The sequence below is a fragment of the Cupriavidus gilardii genome (genome assembly GCF_013314895.1).
Classification (GTDB): domain Bacteria; phylum Pseudomonadota; class Gammaproteobacteria; order Burkholderiales; family Burkholderiaceae; genus Cupriavidus; species Cupriavidus gilardii_C.
Map to the genome: position 1 here is coordinate 1 of NZ_JABTYE010000003.1, position 26,862 is coordinate 26,862.

At 69.9% G+C, this 26,862-nt stretch carries 23 protein-coding genes; 14 read left to right on the forward strand and 9 right to left on the reverse strand.

The window, feature by feature from the left end:
- Positions 1-179: 179 nt before the first annotated feature.
- The 3 genes from HTY53_RS03445 to HTY53_RS03455 form a co-directional block, all read right to left on the reverse strand.
- Positions 180-968 (reverse strand): glycosyltransferase family 2 protein, encoded by a 789-nt coding sequence (locus HTY53_RS03445; protein WP_174105086.1) that lies wholly within the window; start codon positions 966-968, stop codon positions 180-182.
- A 177-nt stretch (positions 969-1,145) separates the two neighbouring features.
- Positions 1,146-1,916: a 3-oxoacyl-ACP reductase FabG gene (gene fabG, locus HTY53_RS03450; RefSeq protein ID WP_174105087.1), complete on the reverse strand. Its 771-nt coding sequence runs from the start codon at positions 1,914-1,916 to the stop codon at positions 1,146-1,148.
- Entirely contained in the window at positions 1,916-2,176 is a 261-nt protein-coding gene (locus tag HTY53_RS03455; protein ID WP_174105088.1) for a phosphopantetheine-binding protein, read from the reverse strand. The genes fabG and HTY53_RS03455 overlap by 1 nt, the downstream gene beginning before the upstream one ends.
- A gap of 373 nt (positions 2,177-2,549) precedes the next feature.
- Here HTY53_RS03455 and HTY53_RS03460 point away from each other — a divergent pair, with 373 nt between their 5' ends.
- From HTY53_RS03460 to HTY53_RS03500, 10 genes are all read left to right on the forward strand, one after another.
- Positions 2,550-4,073: an AMP-binding protein gene (locus HTY53_RS03460; protein ID WP_438820922.1), complete on the forward strand. Its 1,524-nt coding sequence runs from the start codon at positions 2,550-2,552 to the stop codon at positions 4,071-4,073.
- Positions 4,070-4,432: a hypothetical protein gene (locus tag HTY53_RS25125; RefSeq protein ID WP_438820923.1), complete on the forward strand. Its 363-nt coding sequence runs from the start codon at positions 4,070-4,072 to the stop codon at positions 4,430-4,432. Before HTY53_RS03460 ends, HTY53_RS25125 begins: the two co-directional genes overlap by 4 nt.
- Positions 4,429-5,382, forward strand: a complete 954-nt coding sequence (locus HTY53_RS03465; RefSeq protein WP_174105089.1) for an LpxL/LpxP family acyltransferase — start codon at positions 4,429-4,431, stop codon at positions 5,380-5,382. The genes HTY53_RS25125 and HTY53_RS03465 overlap by 4 nt, the downstream gene beginning before the upstream one ends.
- Complete coding sequence (locus tag HTY53_RS03470) at positions 5,379-6,074, forward strand: outer membrane lipoprotein carrier protein LolA (RefSeq protein ID WP_254599786.1); 696 nt, start codon at positions 5,379-5,381, stop codon at positions 6,072-6,074. The genes HTY53_RS03465 and HTY53_RS03470 overlap by 4 nt, the downstream gene beginning before the upstream one ends.
- On the forward strand, positions 6,071-8,704 hold the full coding sequence (locus HTY53_RS03475; RefSeq protein ID WP_174105090.1) for an MMPL family transporter: 2,634 nt from the start codon (positions 6,071-6,073) through the stop codon (positions 8,702-8,704). The genes HTY53_RS03470 and HTY53_RS03475 overlap by 4 nt, the downstream gene beginning before the upstream one ends.
- Entirely contained in the window at positions 8,701-9,555 is an 855-nt protein-coding gene (locus tag HTY53_RS03480) for a polysaccharide deacetylase family protein (RefSeq protein ID WP_254599788.1), read from the forward strand. Before HTY53_RS03475 ends, HTY53_RS03480 begins: the two co-directional genes overlap by 4 nt.
- Complete coding sequence (locus HTY53_RS03485; protein ID WP_174105091.1) at positions 9,552-10,394, forward strand: class I SAM-dependent methyltransferase; 843 nt, start codon at positions 9,552-9,554, stop codon at positions 10,392-10,394. Before HTY53_RS03480 ends, HTY53_RS03485 begins: the two co-directional genes overlap by 4 nt.
- Positions 10,395-10,579: 185 nt before the next feature.
- Positions 10,580-11,818 (forward strand): beta-ketoacyl-[acyl-carrier-protein] synthase family protein, encoded by a 1,239-nt coding sequence (locus HTY53_RS03490; protein ID WP_174105092.1) that lies wholly within the window; start codon positions 10,580-10,582, stop codon positions 11,816-11,818.
- A complete protein-coding gene (locus HTY53_RS03495) occupies positions 11,815-12,618 on the forward strand; it encodes a beta-ketoacyl synthase chain length factor (protein WP_174105093.1) in 804 nt (267 codons plus the stop codon). Before HTY53_RS03490 ends, HTY53_RS03495 begins: the two co-directional genes overlap by 4 nt.
- A gap of 5 nt (positions 12,619-12,623) precedes the next feature.
- Positions 12,624-13,109, forward strand: a complete 486-nt coding sequence (locus HTY53_RS03500; protein WP_438820927.1) for a hotdog family protein — start codon at positions 12,624-12,626, stop codon at positions 13,107-13,109.
- A gap of 45 nt (positions 13,110-13,154) precedes the next feature.
- On the opposite strand, the gene fahA is transcribed toward HTY53_RS03500, so the two are convergent.
- From fahA to HTY53_RS03530, 5 genes are all read right to left on the reverse strand, one after another.
- Complete coding sequence (gene fahA, locus HTY53_RS03505) at positions 13,155-14,441, reverse strand: fumarylacetoacetase (RefSeq protein WP_174105094.1); 1,287 nt, start codon at positions 14,439-14,441, stop codon at positions 13,155-13,157.
- A gap of 131 nt (positions 14,442-14,572) precedes the next feature.
- Positions 14,573-15,901: a homogentisate 1,2-dioxygenase gene (gene hmgA, locus HTY53_RS03510; protein WP_174105095.1), complete on the reverse strand. Its 1,329-nt coding sequence runs from the start codon at positions 15,899-15,901 to the stop codon at positions 14,573-14,575.
- A gap of 61 nt (positions 15,902-15,962) precedes the next feature.
- On the reverse strand, positions 15,963-17,996 hold the full coding sequence (locus HTY53_RS03520) for an FAD-dependent monooxygenase (RefSeq protein ID WP_217435487.1): 2,034 nt from the start codon (positions 17,994-17,996) through the stop codon (positions 15,963-15,965).
- 66 nt (positions 17,997-18,062) lie between these two features.
- Positions 18,063-19,022 carry an MBL fold metallo-hydrolase gene (locus HTY53_RS03525; protein WP_174105096.1) on the reverse strand — a complete coding sequence of 320 codons (960 nt, stop codon included), beginning with the start codon at positions 19,020-19,022 and terminating at the stop codon, positions 18,063-18,065.
- 441 nt (positions 19,023-19,463) lie between these two features.
- Positions 19,464-19,865, reverse strand: a complete 402-nt coding sequence (locus tag HTY53_RS03530) for a helix-turn-helix domain-containing protein (protein ID WP_174105097.1) — start codon at positions 19,863-19,865, stop codon at positions 19,464-19,466.
- A gap of 248 nt (positions 19,866-20,113) precedes the next feature.
- On the opposite strand from HTY53_RS03530, the gene HTY53_RS03535 reads away from it, so the two are divergent.
- From HTY53_RS03535 to HTY53_RS03550, 4 genes are all read left to right on the forward strand, one after another.
- Positions 20,114-20,722 carry a TetR/AcrR family transcriptional regulator gene (locus HTY53_RS03535; protein ID WP_174105098.1) on the forward strand — a complete coding sequence of 203 codons (609 nt, stop codon included), beginning with the start codon at positions 20,114-20,116 and terminating at the stop codon, positions 20,720-20,722.
- A gap of 144 nt (positions 20,723-20,866) precedes the next feature.
- The gene (locus tag HTY53_RS03540) at positions 20,867-21,919 is read left to right on the forward strand and encodes an alpha/beta fold hydrolase (protein ID WP_174105099.1); all 1,053 of its coding nucleotides are present in this window, start codon (positions 20,867-20,869) and stop codon (positions 21,917-21,919) included.
- A gap of 202 nt (positions 21,920-22,121) precedes the next feature.
- Positions 22,122-22,796: a DUF4254 domain-containing protein gene (locus HTY53_RS03545; protein ID WP_254599789.1), complete on the forward strand. Its 675-nt coding sequence runs from the start codon at positions 22,122-22,124 to the stop codon at positions 22,794-22,796.
- A gap of 16 nt (positions 22,797-22,812) precedes the next feature.
- Positions 22,813-23,973 carry a glycosyltransferase family 9 protein gene (locus HTY53_RS03550; protein ID WP_174105100.1) on the forward strand — a complete coding sequence of 387 codons (1,161 nt, stop codon included), beginning with the start codon at positions 22,813-22,815 and terminating at the stop codon, positions 23,971-23,973.
- A 48-nt stretch (positions 23,974-24,021) separates the two neighbouring features.
- Here the strand turns inward: HTY53_RS03550 and fdhF are convergent, their stop codons facing one another.
- Entirely contained in the window at positions 24,022-26,844 is a 2,823-nt protein-coding gene (fdhF, locus tag HTY53_RS03555) for a formate dehydrogenase subunit alpha (protein WP_174105101.1), read from the reverse strand.
- Between the last annotated feature and the right edge of the window lie 18 nt (positions 26,845-26,862).

A 26,862-nucleotide genomic window follows, 5' to 3' on the forward strand; every position in this document is an offset into this window, starting at 1 on the left:
CCCGATGAGGTCCATCGGGCGTTGCTTACCTTGGCTCAATAGGGCCAAGAACTGTCAACCTATGTCAGGACTTGACATGCGACGGTATGCGCGGTGGCCTGCGGGCGCTGTTTTCCCTCTTCCCCGGCCCCTCTCCCGCGGGGCGGGAGAGGGAGCAAACCACGGGTGAATCGGGTGGTTCAGGCCGCCGGTTTCGTCCCCGCGCTGCTGCGCTCGCCCAGCCGGCGCAGCGCCAGCATCGGCAGCCGCAGCAGGAAGCCGATCACCAGCCGGATATGCATCGAGGTCAGCAGGATGTTGTCGCGCACATAGTGGAAGTGCGACACGCCGCCCTCGTCCTCGCGGAAATAGCGCACCGGGGTATCGATGTTGATCGGCCGCACGCCGCGCCAGCACAGCCGGATCGCGACCTCGGGATCGAAGTCCATGCGCCGCATCCAGCGGTTGCCGCGCATCACCGCGCACAGCGGCGCGATCGGATAGACGCGGAAGCCGTACAGCGAGTCCCCGATGCCGGCCCACAGCGTCTCGAGGTCGGCGAAGACATTGCTCAGGCGCCGTCCATAGACCCGTGCGCGCGGCGCGCTCTCGTCGAACACCGGCTTGCCCAGCACCATCGCGTCCGGATTGCGGCGCGACAGCTCCAGCATCTTGCCGATCATCGCGGCCGGATGCTGGCCATCGGAATCCATCGTCAGCGCGTGCGTGTAGCCCTCGGCGGCGGCCTGCTCCAGCCCGTGCAGCACCGCGGCGCCCTTGCCGCGGTTCTTCGGCAGCACCAGCACGCGCAGGCCGGGATCGGCCTCGGCCTGCTGCTGCAGCCATTCGGTGCTGCCGTCGGTACTGCCGTCGACGACGACCCAGACCGGGTTCCATTGGGCTCGCGCCTCGCGCACGACCTCGCGCACCTTGGGGCCGGGGTTGTAGCTCGGGATGATCACCAGATGCGTGGTCGAACGTTCGGTCATGCGGCCGTGCTCCATCAATGTGTTGTCCGTGGCCGGCCTGGCGCGCTGCGCGAGCGCCGGCCCCTGTCTGCGCACTGCTACCTTCTCCTCGACGTTTGTGATGTCCCGTTGGTTCCTTTGTTCATCCCTTTGTCGGTATCCGATGGCGACATGCCAGCAGGCCGCCCCGCCGTCACGCTAGCCGGTCGCCATGCCGCCGTTGATCGACAGCACCTGCCCGGTGACATAGCCGGCCGCCTCGGATACCAGATAGGCGACCATTGCCGCGACCTCTTCCGGCTGGCCGGCCCGCCCCATCGGCACCAGCTCGCGGACCCGCTCGGGCGGAAAGGCCGACTGCGCCATCGGCGATGCGACGATGCCCGGCGCCACTGCATTGACCGTGACGCCGCGCGACGCCATCTCGATCGCCAGCGAACGCGTGGCCGCAATCACGCCCGCCTTGGCTGCAGCATAGTTCACCTGACCGCGATTGCCGATCAGGCCTGCCACCGATGCGATATTGACGATGCGTCCCCAGCGGGTTCGCATCATCGGCATCAAGAGGGGCTGGGTCACGTTGAAGAAGCCATGCAGCGAGACGTCGATCACGCGGCGCCATTGCTCGCGCGTCATGCCGACCATCGGTGCGTCGTCGTGGATGCCGGCGTTGTTGACCAGCACCTGCACCGGGCCGTCGGCGAGGATGCGCTGCAGCGCGTGTTCGGTGGCGTCGGGGTCGGTCACATCGAAGGCGATCGCCTCGGCCTCGCTGCCGGCGGCGCGGATGCGCGCGGCCACCTGCTGCGCTTCGTCCAGCCTGCGGTTGGCATGGACCCAGACGCGGCAGCCGCCGGCGGCCAGCGTCTCGCAGATGGCCTGGCCGAGCGCGCCGCTGCCGCCGGTGACCAGGGCCAGCTTGCGCGCGGGCGCGGGCGCCGACCGGGGCGACCGGGACGTCCGGGGCATCAGCGGGTACGGTGGGCGGCGGTGTAGGCGGCCAGGCTGCCCAGTGTGGCGAAGATGGTCTTGTTGTCCGGATTGTCCGAGCGCAGTTCGAATCCGTACTTTTTGGAGATCAGGAGTGCAATTTCCAGCACATCGATCGAATCGAGGCCGAAGCCTTCGCCATACAGCGGCGTATCGGCCGTGACCTGGTCCAGCGTCAGCTCGGTAATGTCCAGTTCGCCGAGAATCATCCGGGCCAGTTCGATTTCGAGATCGGTCATTGTCGCTAAATGTAAGTTATGTCGTCGCGGTGGCAGCCCCGGCCGGAGCCGGGGCCGCGCAAAGCCGTGGGGTATACTGCGGCACCGCCTTCGGGCGCAATGCTACCAAGCCCACCGGGTTCACTCCACACGGGTGAAATTTGGTAACAACCTCGCCGCCACGGCGAGAAACGGAAGCCCCACACTTCGGGTCTTCCAGCCATAGTCCCCAAAGATCGATGACCGGATCGCTTCGCTGCGGCCGCGGAAGTGCACTGCCTGCCCTCCGCCGATGCCGTACCGAAGCACCGACCGCGCCGCCATGCCAGTGTCCCGCATTTCGCGCCGATCGCGCCCACCCCGTTTTGCCGCCCGCCCTGCCGGCGGCGCCCGGGTGCACCCGTCCGCGGGGACGCTGCCGCTGATCGCGCATACCCGCGGCGACCAGATCGTCGCCTATCGGGACGGCGCTCCGGTCACCCTGGCGCGTTTTTTGGCCGACGTCCGCCATCTGGCGTCCCGGCTGCCGGCCGGCCGCCACGTGTTCAACATGTGCGCGGACCGTTACCTCTTTACCGTCGGCCTGTGCGCCAGCCTGCTGGCCGACAAGATCAGCCTGCTGCCGCCGGCGCACACACCGGCAATGGTCCGCGAACTGGCCACCTTCGCGCCGGACACCTTCTGCCTGCACGATGGTCCCGGCTGCGCTTGCGAAGCGGGGATGCCGGGCATGCGGGTGACGCTGCCGGGTGTGGATGAAGGTGCGGACGCAGGTGCGGACGAAGGTTCGCATGAAGGCATCGCCAACGACACTGCCGGACACGCGCAGGCGATCGCGATCCCCCGGATTCCGGCCGACCGCACGCTCGCCTATCTGTTCACCTCGGGCTCGACCGGCCTGCCGATGCCCCATCGCAAGACCTGGGGCGAGATGGTGCGCAATGCCCGCGCGGCGGCGGCCCGGCTCGGCATCGACGCGCTCGCCGGCGCAACGCTGGTCGGCACCGTGCCGGCCCAGCACATGTACGGGCTCGAATGCACCGTGATGCTGGCCCTGCACGGCGGCGTGGCGCTGAGCGCGGCCCACCCCTTCTATCCCTACGACGTCGCCGCCGCGCTGGCCGCAGTGCCGGCGCCGCGTGTGCTGGTGGCCTCGCCGGTGCATCTGCGCACGCTGCAGCTGTCGCCGGTCGAGTTGCCGGCGGTGGCAAGGCTGTTGTCGGCGACCGCGCCGCTGGCGCCCCGGCTCGCACGCGACATCGAAGCGCGAACCGGCGCGCCGCTGCTGGAAATCTACGGCAGCACCGAGACCGGTCATATCGCCACGCGCCGCACCGCCCACGACGCCGCCTGGCAATTGCTGCCCGGCGTGACGCTGCGGCTCGACCGCTCTCAACGTGCCGAAGCCACGGCCGTTGGCGACGATGCCGACGACGGCCCGGCCTGGCTGGCCGGCGGCGCCCATTTGCCTCAGCCGGTGGCGCTGAACGACGAGATCGAACCGCTCGACGCCCACCGCTTCCTGCTGCACGGCCGCAAGGCCGACCTGATCAAGATCGCCGGCAAGCGGACCTCTCTGGCCTATCTGAACCACCATCTGAACGCGATTCCGGGCGTGCTCGACGGCGTCTTCCATATGCCGCGCGGCGAGCCTGCCGGCGGACTCGGCAAGGAAGCGCGCCTGACCGCGCTGGTAGTGGCGCCGGGATTGAACGCGGCCGATATCGTGCACGCGCTGCGGGCGCGCATCGATCCGGCCTTCCTGCCGCGGCGCGTGTTCTTCGTCGACGGCCTGCCGCGCAACGCCACCGGGAAGCTGCCGCGCGATCTGCTCGAGCCGCTGGTGGCGCGGCTGCAGGGCGGCCACGGCGCCCGCCATGGCGATCGCGCGCCCACCACCGTGCTGGGACCGGCATGAACAGCGCCGGCGTCTTCACCATCGCGTCCGGCCATCCGGCGCTGCCGGGACACTTTCCCGGCCGGCCGATCGTGCCCGGCGTGGTGCTGCTCGACCACGCGGTGCTGCGCATCGCCGCCGCGCTCGGGCGGGCGCCGCAGCCTTCGCGTCTCGCCTCGGTGAAATTCCTGGCGACGGTCGTGCCCAACGAACCGGTCGCGGTCCGCTATGCCTGCGTGGGCGACGGCATCACCGGTCACAACGCCGACGACACGGCGGCCCAGACGGTCCGTTTCGAGCTCGAAGCCCCGGGCCGCACCGTCGCCAGCGGCATGCTGACGCTGCCGGGCCCGGCCGCACCGACCGACACGGCGGTATGACGGCACCGCACAAGAGCCACGCGGCGCCCGCCGACGACTGGAGCAGCCAGCCCGAGCGCAGCCATCTGCGCCTGCTGCGCGCGATGCGCTGGCTGTCGCTGCGTCTGGGCCGGCGCGCCAGCCGCGCGCTGCTGTGGCCGGTGGTGGGAATCTATCTGCTGATCTCGCCGGGCGCACGCCGCACCTCGCGCCTGTATTTGTCGCGTGCGCTGGGGCGCCCGGCCGGCGTGGCAGACGTGATGCGCCAGGGCCTGGCCTTTGCCTCGACCATCCATGACCGCGTCTATCTGCTGAACGGCCGCCTGGATCTGTTCGATATCCGCGTGCACGGCGAGCCGATCATCCGGCAGGCCATCGCGCGCGGCGACGGCGCCTTTCTGTTCGGCGCGCACCTGGGCAGCTTCGAGGCGGTGCGCGCGGTCGGCCAGCGTTATCCTGCGCTGCGGCTGGCGGTGATGATGTACCAGGACAACGCCAGCCGCCTCAACGAGGTGCTGGCGGCGATCAATCCTGCGGTGCGGCAGGACGTGATCGCGCTGGGCCGGCTCGACGCGATGCTGCAGGCGCGCGACTATCTGGAGCGCGGCTACCTGCTCGGCCTGCTGGCCGACCGCACGCTGACCCGGCTGGCCACCGACCCGATGCGCCACTGCGAATTTCTCGGCGCACCGGCGCCCTTCGCCACCGGGCCGCTGCGGATGGCGGCAATGCTGCGCCGGCCGGTGCTGTTCATGACCGGCCTGTATCGCGGCGGCAACCGCTACGACATTCATTTCGACACGATCGCCGACTTCTCGGCGACGCCGGCCGCCGAGCGCGAGGCAGCGATCGAGGCCGCGCTGCGCCGCTATGTCGAACTGCTCGAGCGGCATTGCCGGGCGGCGCCGTACAACTGGTTCAACTTCTACGATTTCTGGCAGGCGCCGGCGCGCACGCCTGCAAACGCATGATGTCGATGACCTGGAACGTCGAACGCCTTCGCTTGCTCCCCCTCGGTCTTGCCGTTCGTCTGGGCGCGGTGTGCTGCCTCGCCCTTGCCTGCCTGTTGCCGCCGGCCGGCGCCGCCGCTGCACCCGCTGCACCCGCGACATCCATCGCATCCACGGCGACCGCCCCTGCCCGCGCCGATGCCGCGTGGAGCGTCGACCGTCTGATGGCGACGCTGGCCGGCCAACCATCCGGCCGGGCCCGCTTCGTCGAGAAGAAGTACATGGCGATGCTGGAGCGGCCGCTGGAATCGAGCGGCGAGCTGCGCTTCGTCGCGCCGGACCGCCTCGAAAAGCGCACGCTGACGCCCAAGCCGGAGACGCTGCTGGTGCAGGGCGACATGCTGACGGTCGAGCGTGCCGGCCGCAAGACCACCATTCCGCTGGGCAACCACCCCGAGCTGGCGGCCTTTATCGAGAGCCTGCGCGGCACGCTGGCCGGCAACCGGCAAGCGCTGGAGCAGTACTACCGGCTCGCGCTGGAGGGCACCGCCAAACGGTGGACGTTGACGCTGACGCCCTCCGACAGCCGCATGGCCGCGGCCATCGCGGCGATCCGCATCGACGGTGCCGGCGAGCGGCTCGAACGCGTCGAGATCCGCCAGGCCGACGGCGACCGCTCGGTGATGACCATCGTCCCGACCGGCGGCCAATGAGTCAGGCCGGCAATCGCTTGCTTGCCCGCACGTTTCCCGCGCGGATCGCGGTCGCGCTCTGGCTGGCCGTCCTGCTGGCCTGCGCGGCGATCGTCGCGCGCACAACCTTCAGCGCCGACCTGTCCGCCTTCCTGCCGCGCGCGCCGACTGCCGAGCAGCAGTTGCTGGTCGACCAGTTGCGCGATGGTCTGGTGTCGCGGCTGCTGCTGATCGGGATCGAAGGCGGCGGCGCGCAGGATGGCGCCCGGCGCGCGGCGCTGTCGAAGGCGTTGGCCGGCAAGCTGCGCGGCAACCCGTCGTTTGCCGCGATCGCCAACGGCGAGCCGGTCAACCGTGAGCGTGACCAGCGCTATCTGTTCGCACACCGCTATCTGCTCAGTCCAGCCGTCACGCCCGAGCGCTTCACCGAAGCCGGCCTGCGCGCGGCGATCGGCGACACCATCGATCTGCTGGGCTCGTCGGCGGGGCTGATGATCAAGCCGCTGCTGCCGCGCGACCCCACCGGCGAGGTGGCGACGCTGCTGGCCGATCTCGACCCGAGCCATGGTGCGGCGATGCGCGACGGCGTCTGGGCCTCGCGCGATGGCAAGCGCGCGGTGCTGCTGGCGCAGACCGCCGCGCCGGGTTCGGACCTGGACGCGCAGGCGCAGGCGATGGCGGCGATCCGCTCCGCCTTCGCCGCCGCGGTATCCGAGTCAGGCGCCAAGGCCGGGGAATACCGCCTGGTGATGTCCGGCCCCGGCGCGATCGGCGTGCAGACGCGCGACACCATCCGCGCCGAAGTCGAACGCCTGTCGGCGATCGGCATCGCGGTAATCGTCGCGCTGCTGTGGTTCGTCCATCGCTCGCCCACGGCGCTGGCGCTTGGCCTGGTGCCGGTGCTGTCCGGCGTGCTGGCCGGCACCGCGGCGGTCAGCCTGGGCTTCGGCATGGTCCACGGCCTGACGCTGGGATTCGGCACCACGCTGATCGGCGAGTCGGTCGACTATGCGATCTATCTGTTCGCGCAGACCACGCAGGACCGGGCGCAGGACCCGGATGGCGATGGGCAAGCTGGAGCCGAAGCCGATGCCGCCGCCGCGACGGCCGCGCGCGAACGCTGGACGCGCGCGTTCTGGCCCACCGTGCGGCTGGGCGTGCTGACCTCGATCTGCGGCTTCGCCTCGCTGCTGCTGTCCGGTTTTCCGGGGCTGGCGCAGCTCGGCCTGTTCTCGATCGCGGGCCTGGCCACCGCCGCGCTGGTGACCCGTTTCGTGCTGCCGCAGCTGATCCCCGCGCGCTGGCGCATGCGCGATCTGCGTCCGCTCGGCAACCGGCTGGCCCGTGTCGCGGCGCATGCGCCGCGGCTGCGCTGGCCCGCGCTGGCCCTGGTGCTGGCCGCCGCGCTGGCGCTCGTGTGGATCGTCGCCGTGCAGCGCACGCCGTTGTGGAGCCAGGAACTGACGTCGCTGAGCCCGGTGCCGGCGGACACGCAGGCGCTCGATGCCAGCCTGCGGGCCGACCTCGGTGCGCCGGACGTGCGCTATGTGGTCACCGTTTCCGCGGCGACCGAACAGGGCGCGCTGCAAGGCGCCGAGCGCGTCGGCGCGCAGCTCGCGCCGCTGGTCGCGCAAGGCGTCATCGGCGGCTTCGACAGCCCCGCCCGCTTCCTGCCGAGCGAGACGACCCAGCTGGCGCGGCTGGCCGCGCTGCCGGCGCGAGACGAACTGGCCGGGCGGCTGCAGGCGGCCGTCGCCGGGCTGCCGGTCAAGCCGACGCTGTTCGTGCCCTTTCTCGACGAGGTCGCGCGCGTTCGCGCAATGAAACCGCTGACGCGGGCCGACCTGCGCGGCACATCCATGGCGCTGGCGGTCGATGCGCTGCTCACCGAGCACAACGGCCGCTGGACTGCGACGCTGCCGCTGCGCGCGCCGGCCCAGGCCCCGGTGGCGGCGAGCCGGGGACCGGCGGCCGCACAAGACCCCACATTGGTCTCCACAGCGGTCCTGCGCGCCGCGATCGCCAAGGCCGGCGTGGCCGATGCGCTGTTTGTCGACCTCAAGGGCGAGTCGGACCGGCTCTATGCCGGCTATCTGCGCGAGGCGCTGCGGCTGTCGCTGGGCGGGGCCGCCGCCATCGCGATCCTGCTGCTGGTGGCGCTGCGTTCGCCGCGCCGCGTGGTGGCCACGCTGCTGCCGCTGGCGGCGGCGGCGCTGGTGGTGATCGCGGCGCTGGCGCTGGCCGGCAAGACGCTGTCGCTGCTGCATCTGGTCGGCATGCTGCTGCTGGTCGCGGTGGGATCGAACTACGCGCTGTTCTTCAATGGCGCGGCAAGGACGTCGGAGGCGGGCGAGCGCGGAGCCAGCGAACCGGCAGCGACCGAATCCGGTGCGAACGAACCCGAATCGAGCGAGCCCGCGGCGATCGCGCCGCGCACGCTGGTGTCGCTGCTGCTGGCCAACCTCACCACGGTGGCCGCCTTCGGTCTGCTAGGCTTATCACATCTGCCGCTGTTGCAGGCCTTCGGCCAGACGGTCGGTCCGGGCGCGGTGCTGGCGCTGCTGTTCTCGGCGGTGTTCGCACCGGCGGCCATGCTGGGCGCTTCGCCCCGTCCGACCCAGGCCGGTCACGATCAGGAGGCAAGACCATGACGCGCATGCGCAATTCCTATCCCGGGACGCAATCCACCGCCGCGCCGGGCACGGTCCGCAGCTGGCGACCGTCGGCGCTGATCGGCGGCGCGGCCGCCGTTCACCTGGGCGCCGTGGCCGCGGTGCTGGCCCAGCCTGCCACGCTGCCCTGGGCCGCCGGCTCGGTGGTCGCCGCCAATCTGCTGCTGGCCGGCGCCGGCCTGTGGCCGCGCAGCACGCTGCTGGGACCGAACCTGCTGCGGCTGCCGCCCAGCGCGGGCCACAGCATCGCGCTGACCTTCGACGACGGCCCCAATCCCGAGGTCACGCCGGCCGTGCTGGACCTGCTCGACGCGCACGGCGCCCGCGCCACGTTCTTCTGCATCGGCGAACGCGCGCTGCGCCATCCCGACCTGGTGGCCGACATCGTGCGCAGGGGCCATGCGATCGAGAACCATACGCAGCACCACTGGCTGCACTTTTCGACCTTCGGCCCCGGCCGCATCACGAAAGAGGTCGGCGAAGCGCAGCGTTTGCTGACCGAGCTGACCGGGCAGGTGCCGCGCTTCTTCCGCGCGCCCGCCGGGCTGCGCAATCCGTTGCTGGAACCGGCCTTGTGCCGGCACGGGCTGCGGCTCGCGAGCTGGACGCGGCGCGGCTTCGACACCTTCCGCGGCGGCGACCCCGACAAGGTCGAGGCGCGGCTGCTGAAGGACCTGGCCGCGCGCGACATCCTGCTGATGCATGACGGCAACCCGGGCACCGACCGCACCGGCACGCCGATGATCCTGGTGGTGCTGCCGCGCGTGCTGCGCGCCATCGACGAGGCGGGGCTTCGCTACGTGACGCTGCGCGAGGCGGTGCCGGCATGACGCGGTGGACCGATACCGCCGGCCAGGCCGGCGAGGCGCTGATCGCGCGGGCCAGCGCCCGCTACCGCGCCGCCGATCCCTTCGCCGTGCATTTCGCTCGCTTCAAGCTGCGCAACGATCCGGTATTTGCGATCGCGCTGGCGCAGGGCCTGATTCCCGACGGCGCGCGCATTCTCGATATCGGCTGCGGTCAGGGCCTGCTGGCGAGCTGGCTGCTGGCGGCGCGGCAATGCCATGCCGACAACTGGCCACCGGGATGGCCGCCGCCGCCGGTGCCGCGCTCCTATCTCGGCATCGAACTGACCCCGGCCGACGCCGAGCGTGCCCGCGCCGCGCTGGCCGGGCCTGGCCCGTGGCCGGCCGACATCCGGCAGGCCGACGCCCGCGCCGCGGTAGCCGAGGTCGCCGCGGCCTGCGACCTGGTGGTACTGCTCGATGTGCTGCATTACATCGACCGCCCCGCGCAGGAGGCGCTGCTGCGCGACGCGCTGCGCTGCCTGGCGCCGCGCGGGCGGCTGCTGATGCGGGTAGGCGACGCCAGCGCCGGCTGGCGGGCCCGCTACAGCCGCGCGGTCGACCGCGTGGTGCAGTGGCTGCGCGCCGGCCGCACCAGCCCGCTGACCTGCCGGCCCGCCGACGAATGGCGCGCGCTGCTGCGCGGCATGGGCATGACGCTGCGCGAGGTGCCGCTGCCGCGCGATGCGCATGGCGCCAATGTGCTGATGGTCGGTACGCTGGACTCCGAGCCCGTTCACAACGCAGGGACCCCAGCCGCGACATCGGCATCGGCGCAACGCCGCGGCACCGTGACCGCCGCCGGCGAGCTGGAGCCGCTTTGATACAATCGCGCCGCCCATCGGTGCCCGCCACCGACCGCCATGCCGGAAGCTCCCGAGACTCCGAAAGCTCCGCCGGCTCCGGAAGCTCCGGAAGCTCCGGAAGTTCCGGCAATCCCGGCAACTTCGGCGCGGCTTCGCATCGCGCCGCCTCGCATCCCGATCGTCCGCTGTCCCCGTCTTCCCCCGTGCTTGCGCTGCAGTTTTCCCATTTCACCGTCACCAGTTGCCTGGGTCGCGGCCTTGCGGCGACCTCCGCCGCGTTGCGCGCCCAGCGCAGCGGCCTCGCGCCCTGCCGCTTCGGCGACGTGCGGCTGCACACCCATGTCGGCGAGGTTGCCGGCGTCGACGACGCGCCGCTGCCCGCCGAATTTGCCAGCTTCGACTGCCGCAACAACCGGCTCGCGCGGATAGCGCTCGAGCAGGACGGCTTTGCCGAACGCGTGCGCGAGGCGATTTCGCGCTACGGCGCCCATCGCATCGGCGTGTTCCTCGGCACCAGCACCGGCGGCATCCTCGAAACCGAACAGGCCTACCGGCGGCGCGATGCCGCGACCGGCGCGCTGCCGGCCGGCTTCGAATACGCGCATCGGCACAGCCCGTTCTCGCTGCCGGCGTTCGTGCGCGCGTATCTGGGCCTGACCGGCCCCGCCGCCGCGATCTCGTCGGCCTGCTCGTCCGGCGCCAAGGTCTTCGCCTCGGCACGGCGCATGATCCAGGCCGGACTGATCGACGCGGCGCTGGTGGGCGGCGTCGATTCGCTGTGCCACACCACGTTGTACGGCTTCCATTCGCTGGAACTGGTGTCGGCCGCCCCCTGCCGGCCGTACGACGCGCGCCGCAATGGCATCTCGATCGGCGAAGGCGGCGCCTTCGGTTTGCTCGAGCGCTTGCCCGAGACCGCGGCCGCGGCGATGCCGGACGATACGGTGCTGCTGTGCGGCGTCGGCGAGTCGAGCGACGCGCACCACATGTCGAGTCCGCATCCGGACGGACTGGGCGCTCGGCTGGCAATGGAGCAGGCGCTGGCCGACGCCGGATTGACGCCGTTCGACATCGACTACATCAATCTGCATGGCACCGCGACGCCGAGCAACGACGCCGCCGAGGGCAAGGCCGTGCTGGCGCTGTTCGGCACGACGCCCTGCAGTTCGACCAAGGGCGCGACCGGCCACACCCTCGGTGCGGCCGGCGCGATCGAAGCGGTGATCAGCGCGCTGGCGCTGCGCGAGGGCTGGCTGCCGGCGGGCATCGCCGATACCGAACTCGATCCCGCGCTGCCGGTGCACTATCTGATGCAAACCCCGACGCCGGATGCGGCACAGCGTCCGCGCTATGCGCTGAGCAATGCCTTCGGCTTCGGCGGCTCCAATTGCAGCCTGCTGTTCGGCCGCGCCGACGTGCACCTGCGGGGCGAACCGCGATGACGGCGCCGGTGTTTGTCGAAGGGATCGGGCTGCTGGGACCGGGGCTGACGGACTGGCAGCAAGGTGCCGCGATCCTGCGCGGGCAGGCGCCCTATTCGCCCGCCGCCACCGCATTGCCCGCGCCGGAGGGCCTGCCGTCGGCGGAGCGCCGGCGCACCGGTCCGGCCGTCAAGCTGGCATTGGCGGTCGGCCGACAGGCAATCGCCGCCAGCGGGCGCGATGCCGCCACGCTGGCGACCGTGTTCAGCGCCTCCGGCGCCGACGGCCACAACTACCATGCGATCTGCGAATCGCTGGCCGGCGACGACCCATTGATCTCGCCGACCCGTTTTCACAACTCGGTGCACAACGCGCCGGCCGGCTACTGGAGCATCGCCACCGGCGCGATGGCGCCGTCCAATGCGATGTGCGCGCACGACGGCAGCTTTGCCGCCGGGCTGCTCGATGCCTACAGCCAGGTGCTGGCGACCGGCGCGCCCTGCGTGCTGATTGCCTACGACACCGACTATCCCGAGCCGCTGCGCAGCGCGCGGCCGATCCCCGATGTCTTCGGGCTCGCACTGGTGCTGACCGCCGAGCCGGGACCGGCAACGCTGGCGAGCCTGCGGCCTTCCCTGATGATCGACGGCGACGCAGCGCCGCCGATGACTGACGCCGCGCTCGAAGCGCTGCGCGCCACCATCCCGGCCGCGCGCGCCCTGCCCTTGCTGCAGGTGCTGGCCCGCGGCGACGATGCCACGGCGGTGCTCGATTATCTGGATCCGCTGCGGCTGCGCGTCGAGGTCGCGCCATGGCGGTGAACGGGATGGGCGACTTCGGTGCGTCCGGGGTAGACATGCCGCTCGGCACGCCGGTGGGCCGCGACTGGATCGCCGCGCATATCCCGCATCGCGGCGCGATGTGTCTGCTCGACAAGGTGATCGACTGGAATGCGCAGCGCATCCGCTGCGAGGCGCGCAACCATGCGTCGCCCGATCACCCGCTGCGTGCCGAGGGAAGGCTGGCGGCGCTGTGCGGCATCGAATATGCCGCGCAGGCGATGGCTGTGCACGGCGCATTGCTGCAATCGGGCACGGCGACCACGCCGCGTGTCGGTTATCTGGCCAGCGTGCGCAAGGTCGAGGTCCGCGTCGAGCGGCTCGATACCCTGGCCGATCCGCTGACGATCGAGGCCGAGCGCATCGGCGGGGACGAACGTCAGGTGCTCTACGAATTCGCGCTGCGCGCCGGCGACGCCGTGCTGCTGACGGGACGCGCGGCGGTGGTGCTGGACGCCACGCCGGCCGACTGATCCGTTGCCGGCCGAGCGTGACGTGCCGTTGTCGGGCCTGGGCGCTCAGCCCTGGGCCGCGACCTTGGGTGCCGGCAGCACTTCGCCGCTGACCTCGCCAAAGCCGATGCGATAGCCATCGCCCTGGCACCAGCCGCTCATCACCACTTCATCGCCGTCCTGCAGGAAGCCGCGCTCCACGCCGCCGGCCAGCTTCAGCGGCTCGTTGCCGTTGCGGGTCAGTTCCAGCAGGCTGCCGTACGAATCCGGCGTGGTGCCGCTGATCGTGCCCGAACCCATCAGATCGCCGACGCGGACATTGCAGCCCGATACCGTGTGATGGGCCAGCTGCTGCGCCATGGTCCAGTACATCGCGCGGAAGTTGGTGCGGCTGATCCGCTCGGCACGCTCGGCGCCCTGCGGACGCAGTGCGACCTCCAGCTCGATGTCGTAGGCGTTGCGCGCCGACTGGCGCAGATATGGCAGCGGCTCGGGCGACTGCTCGGGGTTGTCGCGACGGAACGGTTCCAGCGCTTCCATCGTGACGACCCACGGCGAGATCGAGGTGCCGAACGTCTTGGCATTGAACGGCCCCAGCGGCACGTATTCCCACTGCTGGATATCGCGCGCGCTCCAGTCGTTGAGCAGCACCATGCCGAACAGATAGTCGTCGGCCTGATCGACGGCGACCGGCTCGCCCAGCGCCGAGTCCTTGCCGACGATAAAGCCCATCTCCAGTTCGTAGTCGAGCTTGCGGCAGGCGCCGAAGATCGGGCGCGCCTCGTTCGGCAGCTTGATCTGGCCATTCGGGCGGCGGATCGGCGTGCCGCTGACCACCACCGAGCTGGCGCGGCCGTTGTAGCCGATCGGGATTTCCAGCCAGTTCGGCAGCAGCGCGTTGTCCGGGTCGCGGAACATGCGGCCGACGTTGGTCGCGTGTTCCTTCGACGAATAGAAGTCGGTATAGCCGGGAATCTCGACCGGCAGATGCAGCTTCGCGCCGGCCATCGGCACCACGGCGCGCTCGCGCAGCGCGGCGTCGTCGCGCAGCGTCGGCGTGTCGGCAGACAGCAGCGCGGCGATGCGCTGGCGGGTCTCGCGCCAGATCGGGCGGCCCAGCGCGATGAAGCGGTTCAGCACCGGCGCGGCAAAGGTGCCGCGGGCCGCGGCCGGCAGCAGGCCGGCTTCGTCGAGCACCGACAGGTCGACGATGCGATCGCCGATCGCCACGCCGACACGCGGGGCCTGTGCGCCGTGCGAGAACACGCCGTACGGCAGGTTCTGCAGCGGGAAATGGGTGGCGGCGTCGTTGGCCGATTCGATCCAGCTGCGGGAGGTTTGGGCTTGGGTCATGGATGCAGTGCGTTGGATTGTTCGCCAAGTAGCGCTACCTTGGCTACGTCGCGCTACGGTGCGCTACTTGGCGGTACGTTGGTTGTATCGTTGGCGTATGTCGTCGGCGTATGTCGTCGGCACGCGCGCCATCAGCGCACGTTCGGGTTGAAATGCTTCTTCAGCCCTTGCCAGCAGCGTTGGTAGTCCGACTGCAGCGCGGCCGATTCGGCGGCGAAGCGCGTGGGCCGGATCACGGTCGGCGTCTCGAACATGAAGGCCATCGTGTCGGAGATGCGGTGCGGCTTGGTGGTATCCGATTCGGTGGCGCGCGCGAACGTCTCGGCGTCGGGGCCATGGCCGCTCATGCAGTTGTGCAGGCTCGCGCCGCCCGGGGCAAATCCTTCCGCCTTGGCGTCGTAGACGCCTTCGATCAGGCCCATGAACTCGCTGGCGATATTGCGGTGGAACCAGGGCGGGCGGAACGAGTGTTCCATCGCCAGCCAGCGCGGGCCGAAGATCACGAAGTCGATGTTGTCGACGCCCTCGGTATCGGACGGGCTGTGCAGCACCAGGAAGATCGACGGGTCCGGATGGTCGAAGCTGATCGAGCCGATCGTGTTGAAGCGGCGCAAATCGTATTTGTACGGCGCGTAGTTGCCATGCCAGGCCACCACGTCCAGCGGCGAATGATCGATCTTCGCGCGCCACAGATTGCCCTGGAACTTGGCCACCAGCTCGAAATCGCCCTCGACGTCCTCGTACCAGGCCACCGGGGTCTGGAAGTCGCGCGGATTGGCCAGACCGTTCGAGCCGATCACGCCGAGGTCGGGCAGCTTCAGCAGCGCGCCGTAGTTCTCGCAGATATAGCCGCGCGCCTCGCCGTCGAGCAGCTCGACGCGGAAGCGCACGCCGCGCGGCACCACCACGATCTCCTGCGGCTCGACCTCGAGCATGCCCAGTTCGGTGGCAAGGCGCAGCCGTCCCTGCTGCGGCACGATGAGCATCTCGCCGTCGGCGTTGTAGAAGAAGCGGCCCTGCATCGAGCGGTTGGCCAGGTACAGGTGGATGCCGCAGCCGACCATCGCGTCGGGGCCGCCGTTGCCGCCCATCGTGACGATGCCGTCGATGAAGTCGGTCGGCGCGTCCGGCATCGGCAGCGGGCTCCAGCGCATCTGGTTCGGCGACGGCGCCACCTCGTCGAAGCGGCTGACGATGCGCGATTGCTCGATCTTGACAAAGGACTCGTGCATCGCTGCCGGGCGGATCCGGTACAGCCACGAGCGGCGGTTGTGCGCGCGCGGCGCGGTAAAGGCGGTGCCCGACAGTTGCTCCGCGTACAGGCCGTACGGCGCGCGCTGCGGCGAATTCTGTCCGACCGGCAGCGCGCCGGGCAGGGCTTCGGTGGCGAACTCGTTGGCAAAGCCGGACTGGTAGCGCAGCGCGCCGGCGTCGGTGTCTTGGCGTAGTGCTTGGGTCATGGTGGTCCTGACAGACGGTCTGGGAAAGGTTTCGGAAAAGGATTGGCTTGAAGGGGTCGGCTTATGCCGGCAAGGGAATCGACACCGCGGCTTCGGCTGGCGGGTTCGGCACAGCCGGCGGTACGGCGGCGCGCGCGAGCGCCATCGCCTGCCGCAGCACCGCGGTATCGCCGATATGGTTGGCCAGCAGCAGGATCAGCTGCGCGTTGGCGGCCTGGCTTTGCGCATCGCTCAGATCGCGATGCATCTCGAGCAGCGCTTCGTAGACGTCGTCCGGCTGCGCGAGATTCGCTTCGGTGACAAGCTGCGCGGCCTGCGGCGTCGACTGTGCCGGCTCGTCGCGCCACTGCACGTCGATCATGCCGAGCGCGCGGCGCAGCGCGCCCTGCAGCGCGTCGGCTTCGATGTCGCGCCAGCGTGCGCAGACATGCTGGTCCGGGCGCAGCAGATAGCAGGTGCCGGGCTGGCCGTCGTAGCGGCGTGCGGCCAGCCCTTCGATGTCCTCGAGCACGACCGCACCGTGCGGCAGCGTTGGCGATGAAGACGGCGGCATGGCGGCGGGGACCACGCAAACGACCTGGATCGGCACCGGCGCAGAGGCCCCCTGCTCCAGCGCCGCGCACGCCGTCGGGGACAGGCCATCGGCATCGGCGAACACCAGCGCGGTAAAGCCATTGCCGAGATGCGGCAGCAGCCAGCCCTCGCCCTCTTCAACACCGCCGACGACGCGCACCGGCGCATCGGCGCAGACCGCGCCCGGCACCATCGCGCCGGCGAACTGCGCCGTATCGGGTGTGTTCAATGGCGACGGCGTCAGCACGGTCGGCGTCGACAGCCGGCCGCTGTTGACCAATTGGCGCGCGAACGGATGCTGGCGTGCGAGCCGCAGCACCGAGTCGCGAAACACGCGGCTGGCCGCACTCTTCGGCGTGATGAAGTCGGTCGAACGCGTTGAATGCAGGATGTTCTCGTCGGCCGCGTATTCGCGCTCGCTGGCATAGGTGTCGAGCAGCGCGTCGGGCGCCAGTCCGGCCAGCACCAGCCGCAGCTTCCACGCCAGGTTGTCGGCATCCTGCACCCCGCTGTTGGCGCCGCGCGCGCCGAACGGCGAGACGCGATGCGCGGCGTCGCCGGCGAACAGCACGCGGCCATGACGGAACCGCTCCATGCGCTGGCACGAGAAGGTGTAGACGCTGACCCATTCGAGCTCGAACTTCGCATCGGGCCCGAGCAGCGCGCGCAGGCGCGGCAGCACGCGTTCGGGCTGGCGCTCCTGCTCGGGATCGGCGTCCCAGCCCAGCTGGAAATCGATGCGCCAGATATTGTCGGGCTGCCGGTGCAGCAGCACCGACTGGTTGCGGTTGAACGGCGGATCGAACCAGAACCAGCGCTCGGCCGGGAAGCCGGCCGCCATCCGCACATCGGCGATCAGGAAACGGTCGCGGAAGGTGCGGCCCTGGCTCTGCAGCCCCATCAGCTGGCGCACCGGACTGCGCGCGCCGTCGGCCACCACCACGTAGCGCGCCGGCAGCGCGTAGTCGCCGTCGGGCGTCGACACTGTCAGCACGACCTGGTCGGCCTGCTGCCGCACGCCGCTGACGCGATGGCGCCAGCGCAGTTCCAGGCCCGGCAGTTCGGCGGCACGATCGACAAGATAGCCCTCGACGTAGTAATGCTGGAGATTGATGAAGGCCGGGCGATGGTGGCCGCTCTCGGGCAGCAGATCGAAGCTGTAGACCTGCTCCTGATCGAAGAACACGCGGCCGACGTGCCAGCGCACGCCCTTGCCGACCAGCCGCTCGCCACAGCCCAGACGATCGAAAATGTCCAGCGTGCGCTTGGCGAAGCAGATCGCGCGCGAACCGCTGGCCAGCGTGCAGTCGTCATCGAGCAGCACCACCGGCACCTGCTGCTGGGCCAGGTCGATCGCCGTCGACAGGCCGACCGGACCGGCGCCGATCACCACCACGGGCCGCACCAGAGCCTGCGCACCCGGCTGCTGCTCGGCGCAGGGCCGGTAGGCGAAGGTGCGGGACTGGTAGTTGTCGCCTGCCTGAGCCGTAACCTGGGCCGTAACCTGAGCTGTGGTTTCCATATCGTCTCCATCCCGCCGCCGCGCCCGCTGTCCCGCGGACTGCGGCGGCCAGCATGCCGCCGGGGTTCAATCCTGCAGCGCGGCCCACATTTCCTTGTCGCGCTCGGCAGTCCAGATGCGCGGATGCTTGATGCCGCTGGCCTCGTCATAGGCGCGCGCCACGTCGAACGGCAGGCAGTGCTCGTAGATGAAGACGTGGCCGAACTTCGGGTCCATCGCGGCGCGCGTATGCGCCATCGCCGCCTTCAGGTCCAGCTTCTGCGCCACCGCCTCGCGGCCGCGCTGCAGCAGCGTGCTGACGAAATCGCGCGTGTAGGCGATGCCCTTGTCGACCTGCTCGGGCGTGGTCAGCGCGGGCCCGCGTCCCGGCACCAGCGCTTGCGGCTGCAACGCGCGCAGCGCGTCCAGCGTCGACGGCCATTCCTCGAGCTGCGCGTCGCCGCAGTAGCAGGCGGCCTCGTATTCGACCAGGTCGCCGGAGAACAGGATCTTCTGCGACGGAATCCACACCACGGTATCGCCCTTGGTGTGGCCGGGACCGAGATGCAGGATCCTGACTTCCAGCTTGCCGAGGAACAGCGTCAGCTCGCGCTCGAACACCACGTTGGGCCAGGTCAGTCCGGGCACGGTTTCGACGCCGGCGAACAGCCGCGGAAAGCGTTCGATTTCGGACTTCATGTCCGCCTCGCCGCGCTCGACGATCATCTCGTAGGTGCCGCGGCTGGCGATCACGTTCTGCGCGCCTTCGCTGAAATAGGCCGACGCGCCCAGCACCCGCACTGCGTGGTAGTGCGACAGCACCACGTGCTTGATCGGCTTGTCGGTCACGGTGCGGATGCGCGCGATCAGGTCCTGCGCCATCGCCGGCGTGGCGGTGGTGTCGACGATCAGCACGCTGTCGTCGCCGATCACCACGCCCGAATTCGGGTCGCCTTCTGCGGTATAGGCGTAGGCGTTGTCGGACAGCCGGGTGAAGGTGACCTGCTTCGCTTCGAGATCGGCTTGCGACGCAAAGGCTTTGGACATGGGGCTTGTCTCCGTTCTGCTTCGTTTGCTTTCGATTGCTTCGTTTGCTGGGTCGGCGCGCTTCCGCCCGGTTCGGCATCCGCGGGCCGGGTATTTCAGCATAGGCCGCCCCGATGCCACGGCTAGGCCGGCGCCGGCCTCTAATTACGTATTGAGAAACGAATTTACCGAATCGTAATCAGCGACACCAAGGGTGTCAATCCGGTTCGCGCCCGAAAGCGGCACGCCGCGACGGAAAAGACGAAAACGGCGACGGTCGGCATCACGATGTGACGCAGCCGAGCAGCGTGATGATCAGGACGGATCGGGGAGAACTGGGGGAGGTCGTGCGCAGCCTCGCTCTGACGAGCGAAGGCGGCCACGCCGAACGCGATCAGAGGCCGCGCGACGCGAAAACCAGCGGCCGGACGAACGCCGGCCGCGAGGGGAAAGATGACGGGATCAGACCGGTTTCTGGCCTTCGCCCTGCGGGTTGCCCATGCCACCCGCGCCGGACGTGCCGCCGCCCGAGGAGGCGGACGAAGCCGAGGATGCCGATGCGCCGCCCGCCGGACCTGCCATCGAGGCCGCAGTCACGCCGCCGTTGCGGCTGGCGATAAAGGCGTTGACGTCCTGGGCCAGATGCTGGGGGGCGAGCACCACTTCCAGACCCAGCGCCTCGCAGGCGGCCAGGAAGGTAGACATGCGGGGATCGGCCTGGCCCGACTCCGCGCGCAGATACGCCTCGCGCGAGATCCCGGCCTTGCGGGCGACGTCCTCCTGCTTGAGCTTGCGCGCACGGCGCAGCGCCCGCAGTTGCCGGAACGGTTCGCTAGCGCCTCGTGGCACGGCTGTACTGTTCATATCGGTCTCCAGTCACCAAAAAAGAAAGTGCGCGGACGTGCATTCGAGTATAGAGCACACGTCGCGTTCCGTATGTAATCAGGGAAACACTTTTACAGAATTCACGATTTGTGCCGGTCGCTTTCCTCCAGCCCCTGCCATCTCGATATCGGGCCCTTTGAAGTGCCCGTGCTTCCACAATAGCGAATAGGCCTCGTTAGCGCCAAGTTCGGTTTGACAGACCGACCGGTCGTGCTATTCTTCCGAGCATGCAAAAAGGCCATCTGACGCGTAGCGCGATCATCGCTCAAGCATTCGACGCCGCCACGCGGATCGGATTCGAACAGCTGTCGCTTGCCGAACTGGCCGCGAGCACGGGCATGTCCAAGAGCGGCCTGTACGCGCATTTCAAGTCGAAGGAGGCCTTGCAGCAGGCCGTGCTGGAACTGGCGATCGAGCGCTTCACGGCGATGGTCGTGCAGCCCGCGCTGCGCCAGCCGCGCGGCGTCCCGCGTCTGCGCGCGCTGTTCGAAGGACAGCTCGAATGGATCGGCAGCACCGACTCGGGCGGCCGCTGCCTGTTCATGGCGCTGGGCCAGGAATATCGCGACCGGCCCGGCGTGATCCGCGACATGCTGGTGCGCGCGCTGAAGGACTGGAACGGCATCGTCGTTCGCGTGGCAAGCGACGCCATCCAGGACGGCAGCCTCGGCGCGGACGAGGAACCGCGCCAGCTCGCATTCGAGATGGCCGGCATCGTGATGGCCTTCCAGCAATCGCTGAAGATGCTCGGACGCGCCGACGCTCAGGCGATGGCGCGCCGCGCGTTCAATTCGCTGGTCACACGCGGCAAACGCGCGGCCGCGCAGGCTGCATAGGCCACCAGCGCCGAACGCCTGCGCTGGTCCAGGAAGCAACGTTTTCCCTCGGCCCGCTTTTTCGCCGATAAATAGCACGACCGGTCGGTCTTATCGAGGCCCGAGGGAAGCACGAGGGGGCCGCACAACGAGGACGGGCTTGGGATGGAACCGCAAAACGGAGTGAATATCGTGACACAGGCCCTGTCTCCCCATCGCCCCGGCCAAGCGTTGCCGGGCCAGATCGCCGCGCGCCTGGCGCAGGCCGGCCTGGCATGGCGACGCCTGCGCTGGCAGACCGCGTCGGCGCTATTTCCCGAGCAGACCGCGCGCGCCTTCGAACGCGCCTGGTTCGGCGTGCCGGAAGCAAACGTCGATGCGGCGGGGCAGGCCTTCCTCGCCGGCGCCCGCGCCGACTGGGCCCTGGCGACCGGCGGTGGCGCGACACGCCGCGTTCGCGTCTACCGGTGGCATGGCGAAGGCCCGGCCGTGCTGCTGGCGCATGGCTGGGGCGGTAATGCCGCGCACTGGCAGGCGCTGGTGCCGGCCTTGCTCGCCGCCGGGCACCGGGTGGTCGCTTTCGATGCGCTGTCACACGGCGCCTCCGATGCCGGTGCGCTCGGCCCCGGCCAGAGCTCGCTGATCGAGATGTCGCGCGCGCTGCTGGCGGCCGCCTGGCACGCCGGGCCGATCCATGCCGTGATCGCGCATTCGCTTGGCGGCGCCGCGGCAGCGCTGGCGCTGCGCGAGGGACTGCCCGTCGATGCCGCGGTGCTGATCGGCGCGCCCGCCGACATGCGCCACGCTTCGGCCACGCTGGCCTGGCAGCTGGGCGTGGCGCCCGCGGTCCTGGCGCGGGTGCAGCGCAACAGCGAACAGTGGCTCGGCATGCCGTGGGGCGCGTTCAACGTGCCCGACATCGGCCGCTGCCGGCCGGTACCGCCGACGCTGGTCATCCATGATCGCCACGACAAGGAGGTGCGCTGGGAAGATGGCGCCGCCATCGCCGGCGCCTGGCCGGCTGCGACGCTGCTGACTACCGAAGGCCTGGGCCACCGGCGCATCCTGCGCGATGCCGGTGTGATGGACCGGATCGTGGAATTCCTTGCGCAGCGCCTGGCGCCGCGCGGCGCGTTCGCAGCCGCGGTGCCGGCGCCGCATGCCGGGCGGCCCGAACGCTCGGCGCTGCGGGTAGGAGATCTCGGCATGGTCCGGTAATTCTTACCGGCCAACCGCCCCGCGGTCCGACGCATCGGTTCCTTCCGGCACGCGTCGCGATACCTCGGGATCCCTGTTCCACCGCCGTCACGATGCGGGACCGGACGCGGCCGCCGTCTCGGCATGCGGATTGCTCGCATGCGCTCTGCCCGCAACCGGTTCGCGGACTCGCGCCGCGCCCACGCTGATGGAGGCAGCCGGCATGACGACGCTCACACTCTTACCGTGCGACGCGGCAACCGTATGGTGCGATGTCGCTGCGATCGAAGCGCTGCACCTTGCCGCGCTGTCGATGCCGGGATGGCCGGTGGCGCCGACCCTGTCCGTGCGCCATCCGTTGCTGACCCACGTCGTCGAGAATCACCGTTGCAACGCGCTGCTGTGGGAGCAGGAAGACCAGGCGCGCCGCACCGACGTGCCCGACAGCGCCATCGTCGCCAACAAGCGCGCCATCGACCGCTACAACCAGCAGCGCAACGATGCGATCGAGGCGATGGACGCCGCCATCCTCGAAGCCCTCGCCGCCGAACGCATCGCGCCCGCGTCCGATGCCTGGGTCAACAGCGAGACCGCCGGCTCGCTGATCGATCGCATGTCGATCGGCACGCTGAAGGTCCACCATATGGCGCTGCAGGCCGAGCGCCGCGACGCCGACGATGCGCACCGCCAGCGCTGCACGGCCGGGCTGACCAGCCTCAGAGAGCAACGCGATCACCTCGGCCGCTGTCTGCGCCAGCTGTGGTCGGGCATGCTGGCCGGCCGCTGCACCTACCGCGCGCATCGTCAATTCAAGATGTACAACGATCCTGCGCTGAATCCGTCCCTGTATGGCGCCGCGGTGCCGCCCGATACCGCGGCTTGCGCGCGGGAGGCGTGATGGCGGGTTGCCACCCATGACTGCGGGCGCCGTTGGCGAGCCCGCCCGTGCCATCGTCCCCGACGTACGCCGCATCGCCGTGCTGCGCGCCAACGCGGTGGGCGACTATGTGCTGACGCTGCCCGCGCTGGAAGCGCTGAAGGCCGCGTATCCGCAAGCGACGCTGACCCTGCTGGGCAAGCGCTGGCATGCGGAATTCCTCGATGGCAGACCGGGCCCGGTCGACGAGGTGGTCTGCCTGCCCGCAGTACCGGGCGTCACGGCGCCGCCCGATACGGCGGAGCCGGCGGCCGAAGAGGGCGACGCACTACGCGATTTCTTCACCCAGATGCAACGCCGCCGCTTCGATCTGGCCGTGCAGCTGCATGGCGGCGGCCAGTACAGCAATCCGCTGGTGAGCGCGCTCGGCGCCCGCGTGACGGCAGGCTTCCGCGCACCGGGCGCCAGCGCGCTCGATCGCAATTTCCCTTACCTGCCGCCCGACATCGACCTGCATCCGCGCGCCCTGCTGCTGAACGAATGCGTGGGGCTGGTGGGCGCACGTGCAAGCGCGATCGAGCCCCGCCTGTCGTTGCGGGCGCGCGATCATGACGAGCTCGCGCCCGCCCAGGCAGCCGTGGCTGACCTGACTCGACCGCTGGTCGTGCTGCAGCCCGGTGCGACCGATGCGCGCCGGCGATGGCACGCCGACGGCTTCGCTGCCGTGGGCGATGCGCTGGCGGCGCAGGGCGCGCTGGTCGCGATCAACGGCGATCCGTCGGAAGCGCAGCTGGTGCATCGGGTCGCCGCCGCGATGCGGCATCGGCCGCTGGCGCTGCCCGGCACGCTGTCGCTCGGCGCGCTGGCCGCGCTGCTGGCGCGCGCTTGCCTGGTGGTCTCCAACGATACGGGCCCCGCGCATCTGGCACGCGCGCTCGATGTGCCCACCGTCACGCTGTACTGGATCGGCAATCTGCCGAGCTACGGTCCGCTGTCGGCGCGCTGGCACCGCGTGGCGGTGTCATATCGCGTCCATTGCCCGGTATGCGGGGCGCGCGCGATCGATGGCCATTGCGGCCACACCGCTTCCTTTCTGGACGAGCTTGGCGCCGACGCGGTGATCGGCCTGGCCCTGCAAGCGTATCGTGCCAGCATCGAAGGGAGGGACCGTCGCGGCGCTGCCGCAACGTCGGCATGATGTCGCGACAGCGGCCGCCCTCCCCTTCAACGCCTTTACGCGGCCGCCTCAGCCAACCCGCGCCAGGATCTGCCCACCGCCATAGCTGGACTGCACCGGCGGCGTGCCGCCGAGCGTCACCCGTATCGCGCAGTACTTGAACTCCGGAATCTTGCCGAATGGGTCGAGCGCCGGATTGGTCAGCTTGTTGATCGCCGCTTCGTAGTAGCAGAACGGCACGAACACCGCGCCGCGCGGCGTGCCCTCGTCGGCGCGCGCATACAGCGCGACTTCGCCGCGGCGCGACGCCAGCGTGATCACGTCGCCCGGCTTGCCGCCCCATTGCGCCAGATCGAGCGGATGGACCAGCGCGGTCGGATCGGGCTCGAGCGCGTCGAGCACCCCTGCCCGGCGCGTCATGCTGCCGGTATGCCAGTGTTCGAGCTGGCGCCCGGTGATCAGCACGAAGGGATAGTCCTGGTCCGGTCGTTCCGCCGCCGGCAGGATATCGGCCGGCACGAAGCGGGCGCGTCCGCTCGGCGTCGGGAAGCTGTCGGTGAAGATCACCGGCTCGCCCGCATCGCCTTCCTCGCGGCAAGGGTAGGTCACCGCGTGTTCGCGCTGCAGCCGCTCCCACGTGATACCGGCGATGCTCGGCATCGCCAGCCGCATTTCGTCGAACACGTCCGCCACACCCTCGTAGCGCCAGTCCAGACCCAGCTGCGCGGCCATCTGCTGGATGATCCACAGATCCTGGCGCGCCTGCCCCGGTGGATCGATCGCCTGCCGGCCGAGCTGCACGATGCGGTCGGTATTGGTGAAGGTGCCGGTCTTCTCCGGGAACGCCGAGGCCGGTAGCACCACGTCCGCGAGGTACGCCGTCTCCGTCAGGAAGATGTCCTGCACCACCAGATGATCGAGCGCGGCCAGCGCCTCGCGTGCATGCTGCGCGTCCGGGTCCGACATCGCGGGGTTCTCGCCCATGATGTACATGCCGCGCACCTCGCCGCGCTCGATGGCCTGCATCACCTCGACCACCGTCAAACCCGGCTGGCGATCCAGCGGCGTGCCCCACAGCGCCTCGAAGCGCGCCGCGGCGTCGGCATCGTCGACGCGCCGGTAGTCCGGATACATCATCGGAATCAAACCCGCGTCCGAGGCGCCCTGCACATTGTTCTGGCCGCGCAGTGGATGCAGCCCCGTGCCGGGCCGCCCGATCTGGCCGGTCATCAGCGCCAGCGCAATCAGGCAGCGCGCATTGTCGGTGCCATGCACGTGCTGCGACACGCCCATTCCCCACAGGATCATCGCGCTGCCCGCGGTCGCGTAGAGCCGCGCGACATGGCGGATCGTCTCCGCGTCGATGCCGCAGATCGGCGCCATCGCCTCCGGGCTGTAGGCGGCGACATTGCGTTCGAGTTCGTCGTAGCCGATCGTGCGGCTCTCGATGAAGTCGCGATCGACCAGCCCCTCGGTGACGATCACATGCATCATCGCGTTGAGCAGCGCGACATCGGTATCCGGCTGGAACTGCAGGAAGCGATAGGCAAAGCGCGCCAGATCGGAGCGGCGCGGATCGGCGACGATCAGCTTGGTGCCGTTGCGCACCGCGTTCTTGATCCAGCTCGCCGCCACCGGATGATTGACGGTCGGGTTGGCGCCGATCAGGATCACGACCTCGGCCTTGCCCACGTCGATCACCGGGTTGGACACTGCACCCGAGCCGATCCCCTCCAGCAGCGCGGCCACCGACGAGGCATGGCACAGCCGCGTGCAATGGTCGACGTTGTTGCTGCCGAAGCCGGTGCGCACCAGCTTCTGGAACAGATAGGCCTCCTCGTTGCTGCCCTTGGCCGAGCCGAAGCCGGCCAGCGCGCGCTTGCCGTGGGCATCGCGAATGCGCGCGAGGCCCCCGCCGGCAAACGCCAGCGCCTCCTCCCACGTCGCCTCGCGGAACACCTCCATCACGCGCTCGGGGTCCATCACCGCATCGCCGCGCTTGGGCACCCCGTCGCGGCGGATCAGCGGTACCGTCAGCCGGTGCGGATGCGCGGCGTAGTCGAAGCCATAGCGGCCCTTGACGCAGAGCCGCGCATGATTGGCCGGGCCATCGCGTCCTTCGACGTACTGGATACGGTTGTCCTTGACGTGGTAGGTCAGCTGGCACCCTACGCCGCAATACGGGCAGACCGATTGCACCTGCTTGTCCGGCACCGCGAGCGCGGCCGCTCGCGCGGGCATCAGCGCACCGGTCGGGCAGGCCTGCACGCATTCGCCGCAGGCCACGCAGGTGGACGTGCCCATCGGGTCGTCCATGTCGAACACGATCTTCGCGTCGGCGCCGCGCAGCGCGATGCCGATCACGTCGTTGGCCTGCTCGTCGCGGCAGGCGCGCAGGCAGCGCGTGCACTGGATGCAGGCATCCAGATTGACCGCGATGGCCGGATGCGACAGATCGGGCGCCACGGGCTCGCGCGGCGCGAAGCGCGGCTTGCCGATCTCGAGCCGCGCGGACCATTGGTCAAGTTCGCTGTCGCGCGTGTACGCGGTCTCGGGCATATCGGATTGCAGCAGTTCGAGCACCATGCTCTGCGCCTTGCGCGCGCGCGGCGAATCGGTCTGCACGTTCATGCCGTTGGCCGGCTGCCGGCAGCACGACGGCGCCAGCACGCGCTCGCCGTCGATCTCGACCATGCAGGCGCGGCAGTTTCCGGCGGGCTCGAGGCCGTCCTTGTAGCACAGGTGCGGAATCTCGACGCCTTCGCGCCTGGCCACCTGCAGCAGCGTTTCGCCGGGAGCGGCGACCACTTCGCGGCCGTTCAGGTTGAAGGCGACCGAAGCGGAATCGGAGGCCTGGACGAGGGCGCGTTCGGCGCGGGTCAATGCATTCATGGCAGTCTCGTGGATCTG

Coding starts and splice junctions, on each gene's coding strand:
- HTY53_RS03445 (WP_174105086.1), bottom strand. CDS start 968: ATGACCGAACGTTCGACCACGCATCTGGTGATCATCCCGAGCTACAAC.
- fabG (WP_174105087.1), bottom strand. CDS start 1,916: ATGCCCCGGACGTCCCGGTCGCCCCGGTCGGCGCCCGCGCCCGCGCGC.
- HTY53_RS03455 (WP_174105088.1), bottom strand. CDS start 2,176: ATGACCGATCTCGAAATCGAACTGGCCCGGATGATTCTCGGCGAACTG.
- HTY53_RS25125 (WP_438820923.1), top strand. CDS start 4,070: ATGAACAGCGCCGGCGTCTTCACCATCGCGTCCGGCCATCCGGCGCTG.
- HTY53_RS03465 (WP_174105089.1), top strand. CDS start 4,429: ATGACGGCACCGCACAAGAGCCACGCGGCGCCCGCCGACGACTGGAGC.
- HTY53_RS03470 (WP_254599786.1), top strand. CDS start 5,379: ATGATGTCGATGACCTGGAACGTCGAACGCCTTCGCTTGCTCCCCCTC.
- HTY53_RS03475 (WP_174105090.1), top strand. CDS start 6,071: ATGAGTCAGGCCGGCAATCGCTTGCTTGCCCGCACGTTTCCCGCGCGG.
- HTY53_RS03480 (WP_254599788.1), top strand. CDS start 8,701: ATGACGCGCATGCGCAATTCCTATCCCGGGACGCAATCCACCGCCGCG.
- HTY53_RS03485 (WP_174105091.1), top strand. CDS start 9,552: ATGACGCGGTGGACCGATACCGCCGGCCAGGCCGGCGAGGCGCTGATC.
- HTY53_RS03495 (WP_174105093.1), top strand. CDS start 11,815: ATGACGGCGCCGGTGTTTGTCGAAGGGATCGGGCTGCTGGGACCGGGG.
- HTY53_RS03500 (WP_438820927.1), top strand. CDS start 12,624: ATGGGCGACTTCGGTGCGTCCGGGGTAGACATGCCGCTCGGCACGCCG.
- fahA (WP_174105094.1), bottom strand. CDS start 14,441: ATGACCCAAGCCCAAACCTCCCGCAGCTGGATCGAATCGGCCAACGAC.
- hmgA (WP_174105095.1), bottom strand. CDS start 15,901: ATGACCCAAGCACTACGCCAAGACACCGACGCCGGCGCGCTGCGCTAC.
- HTY53_RS03520 (WP_217435487.1), bottom strand. CDS start 17,996: ATGGAAACCACAGCTCAGGTTACGGCCCAGGTTACGGCTCAGGCAGGC.
- HTY53_RS03525 (WP_174105096.1), bottom strand. CDS start 19,022: ATGTCCAAAGCCTTTGCGTCGCAAGCCGATCTCGAAGCGAAGCAGGTC.
- HTY53_RS03530 (WP_174105097.1), bottom strand. CDS start 19,865: ATGAACAGTACAGCCGTGCCACGAGGCGCTAGCGAACCGTTCCGGCAA.
- HTY53_RS03535 (WP_174105098.1), top strand. CDS start 20,114: ATGCAAAAAGGCCATCTGACGCGTAGCGCGATCATCGCTCAAGCATTC.
- HTY53_RS03540 (WP_174105099.1), top strand. CDS start 20,867: ATGGAACCGCAAAACGGAGTGAATATCGTGACACAGGCCCTGTCTCCC.
- HTY53_RS03545 (WP_254599789.1), top strand. CDS start 22,122: ATGACGACGCTCACACTCTTACCGTGCGACGCGGCAACCGTATGGTGC.
- HTY53_RS03550 (WP_174105100.1), top strand. CDS start 22,813: ATGACTGCGGGCGCCGTTGGCGAGCCCGCCCGTGCCATCGTCCCCGAC.
- fdhF (WP_174105101.1), bottom strand. CDS start 26,844: ATGAATGCATTGACCCGCGCCGAACGCGCCCTCGTCCAGGCCTCCGAT.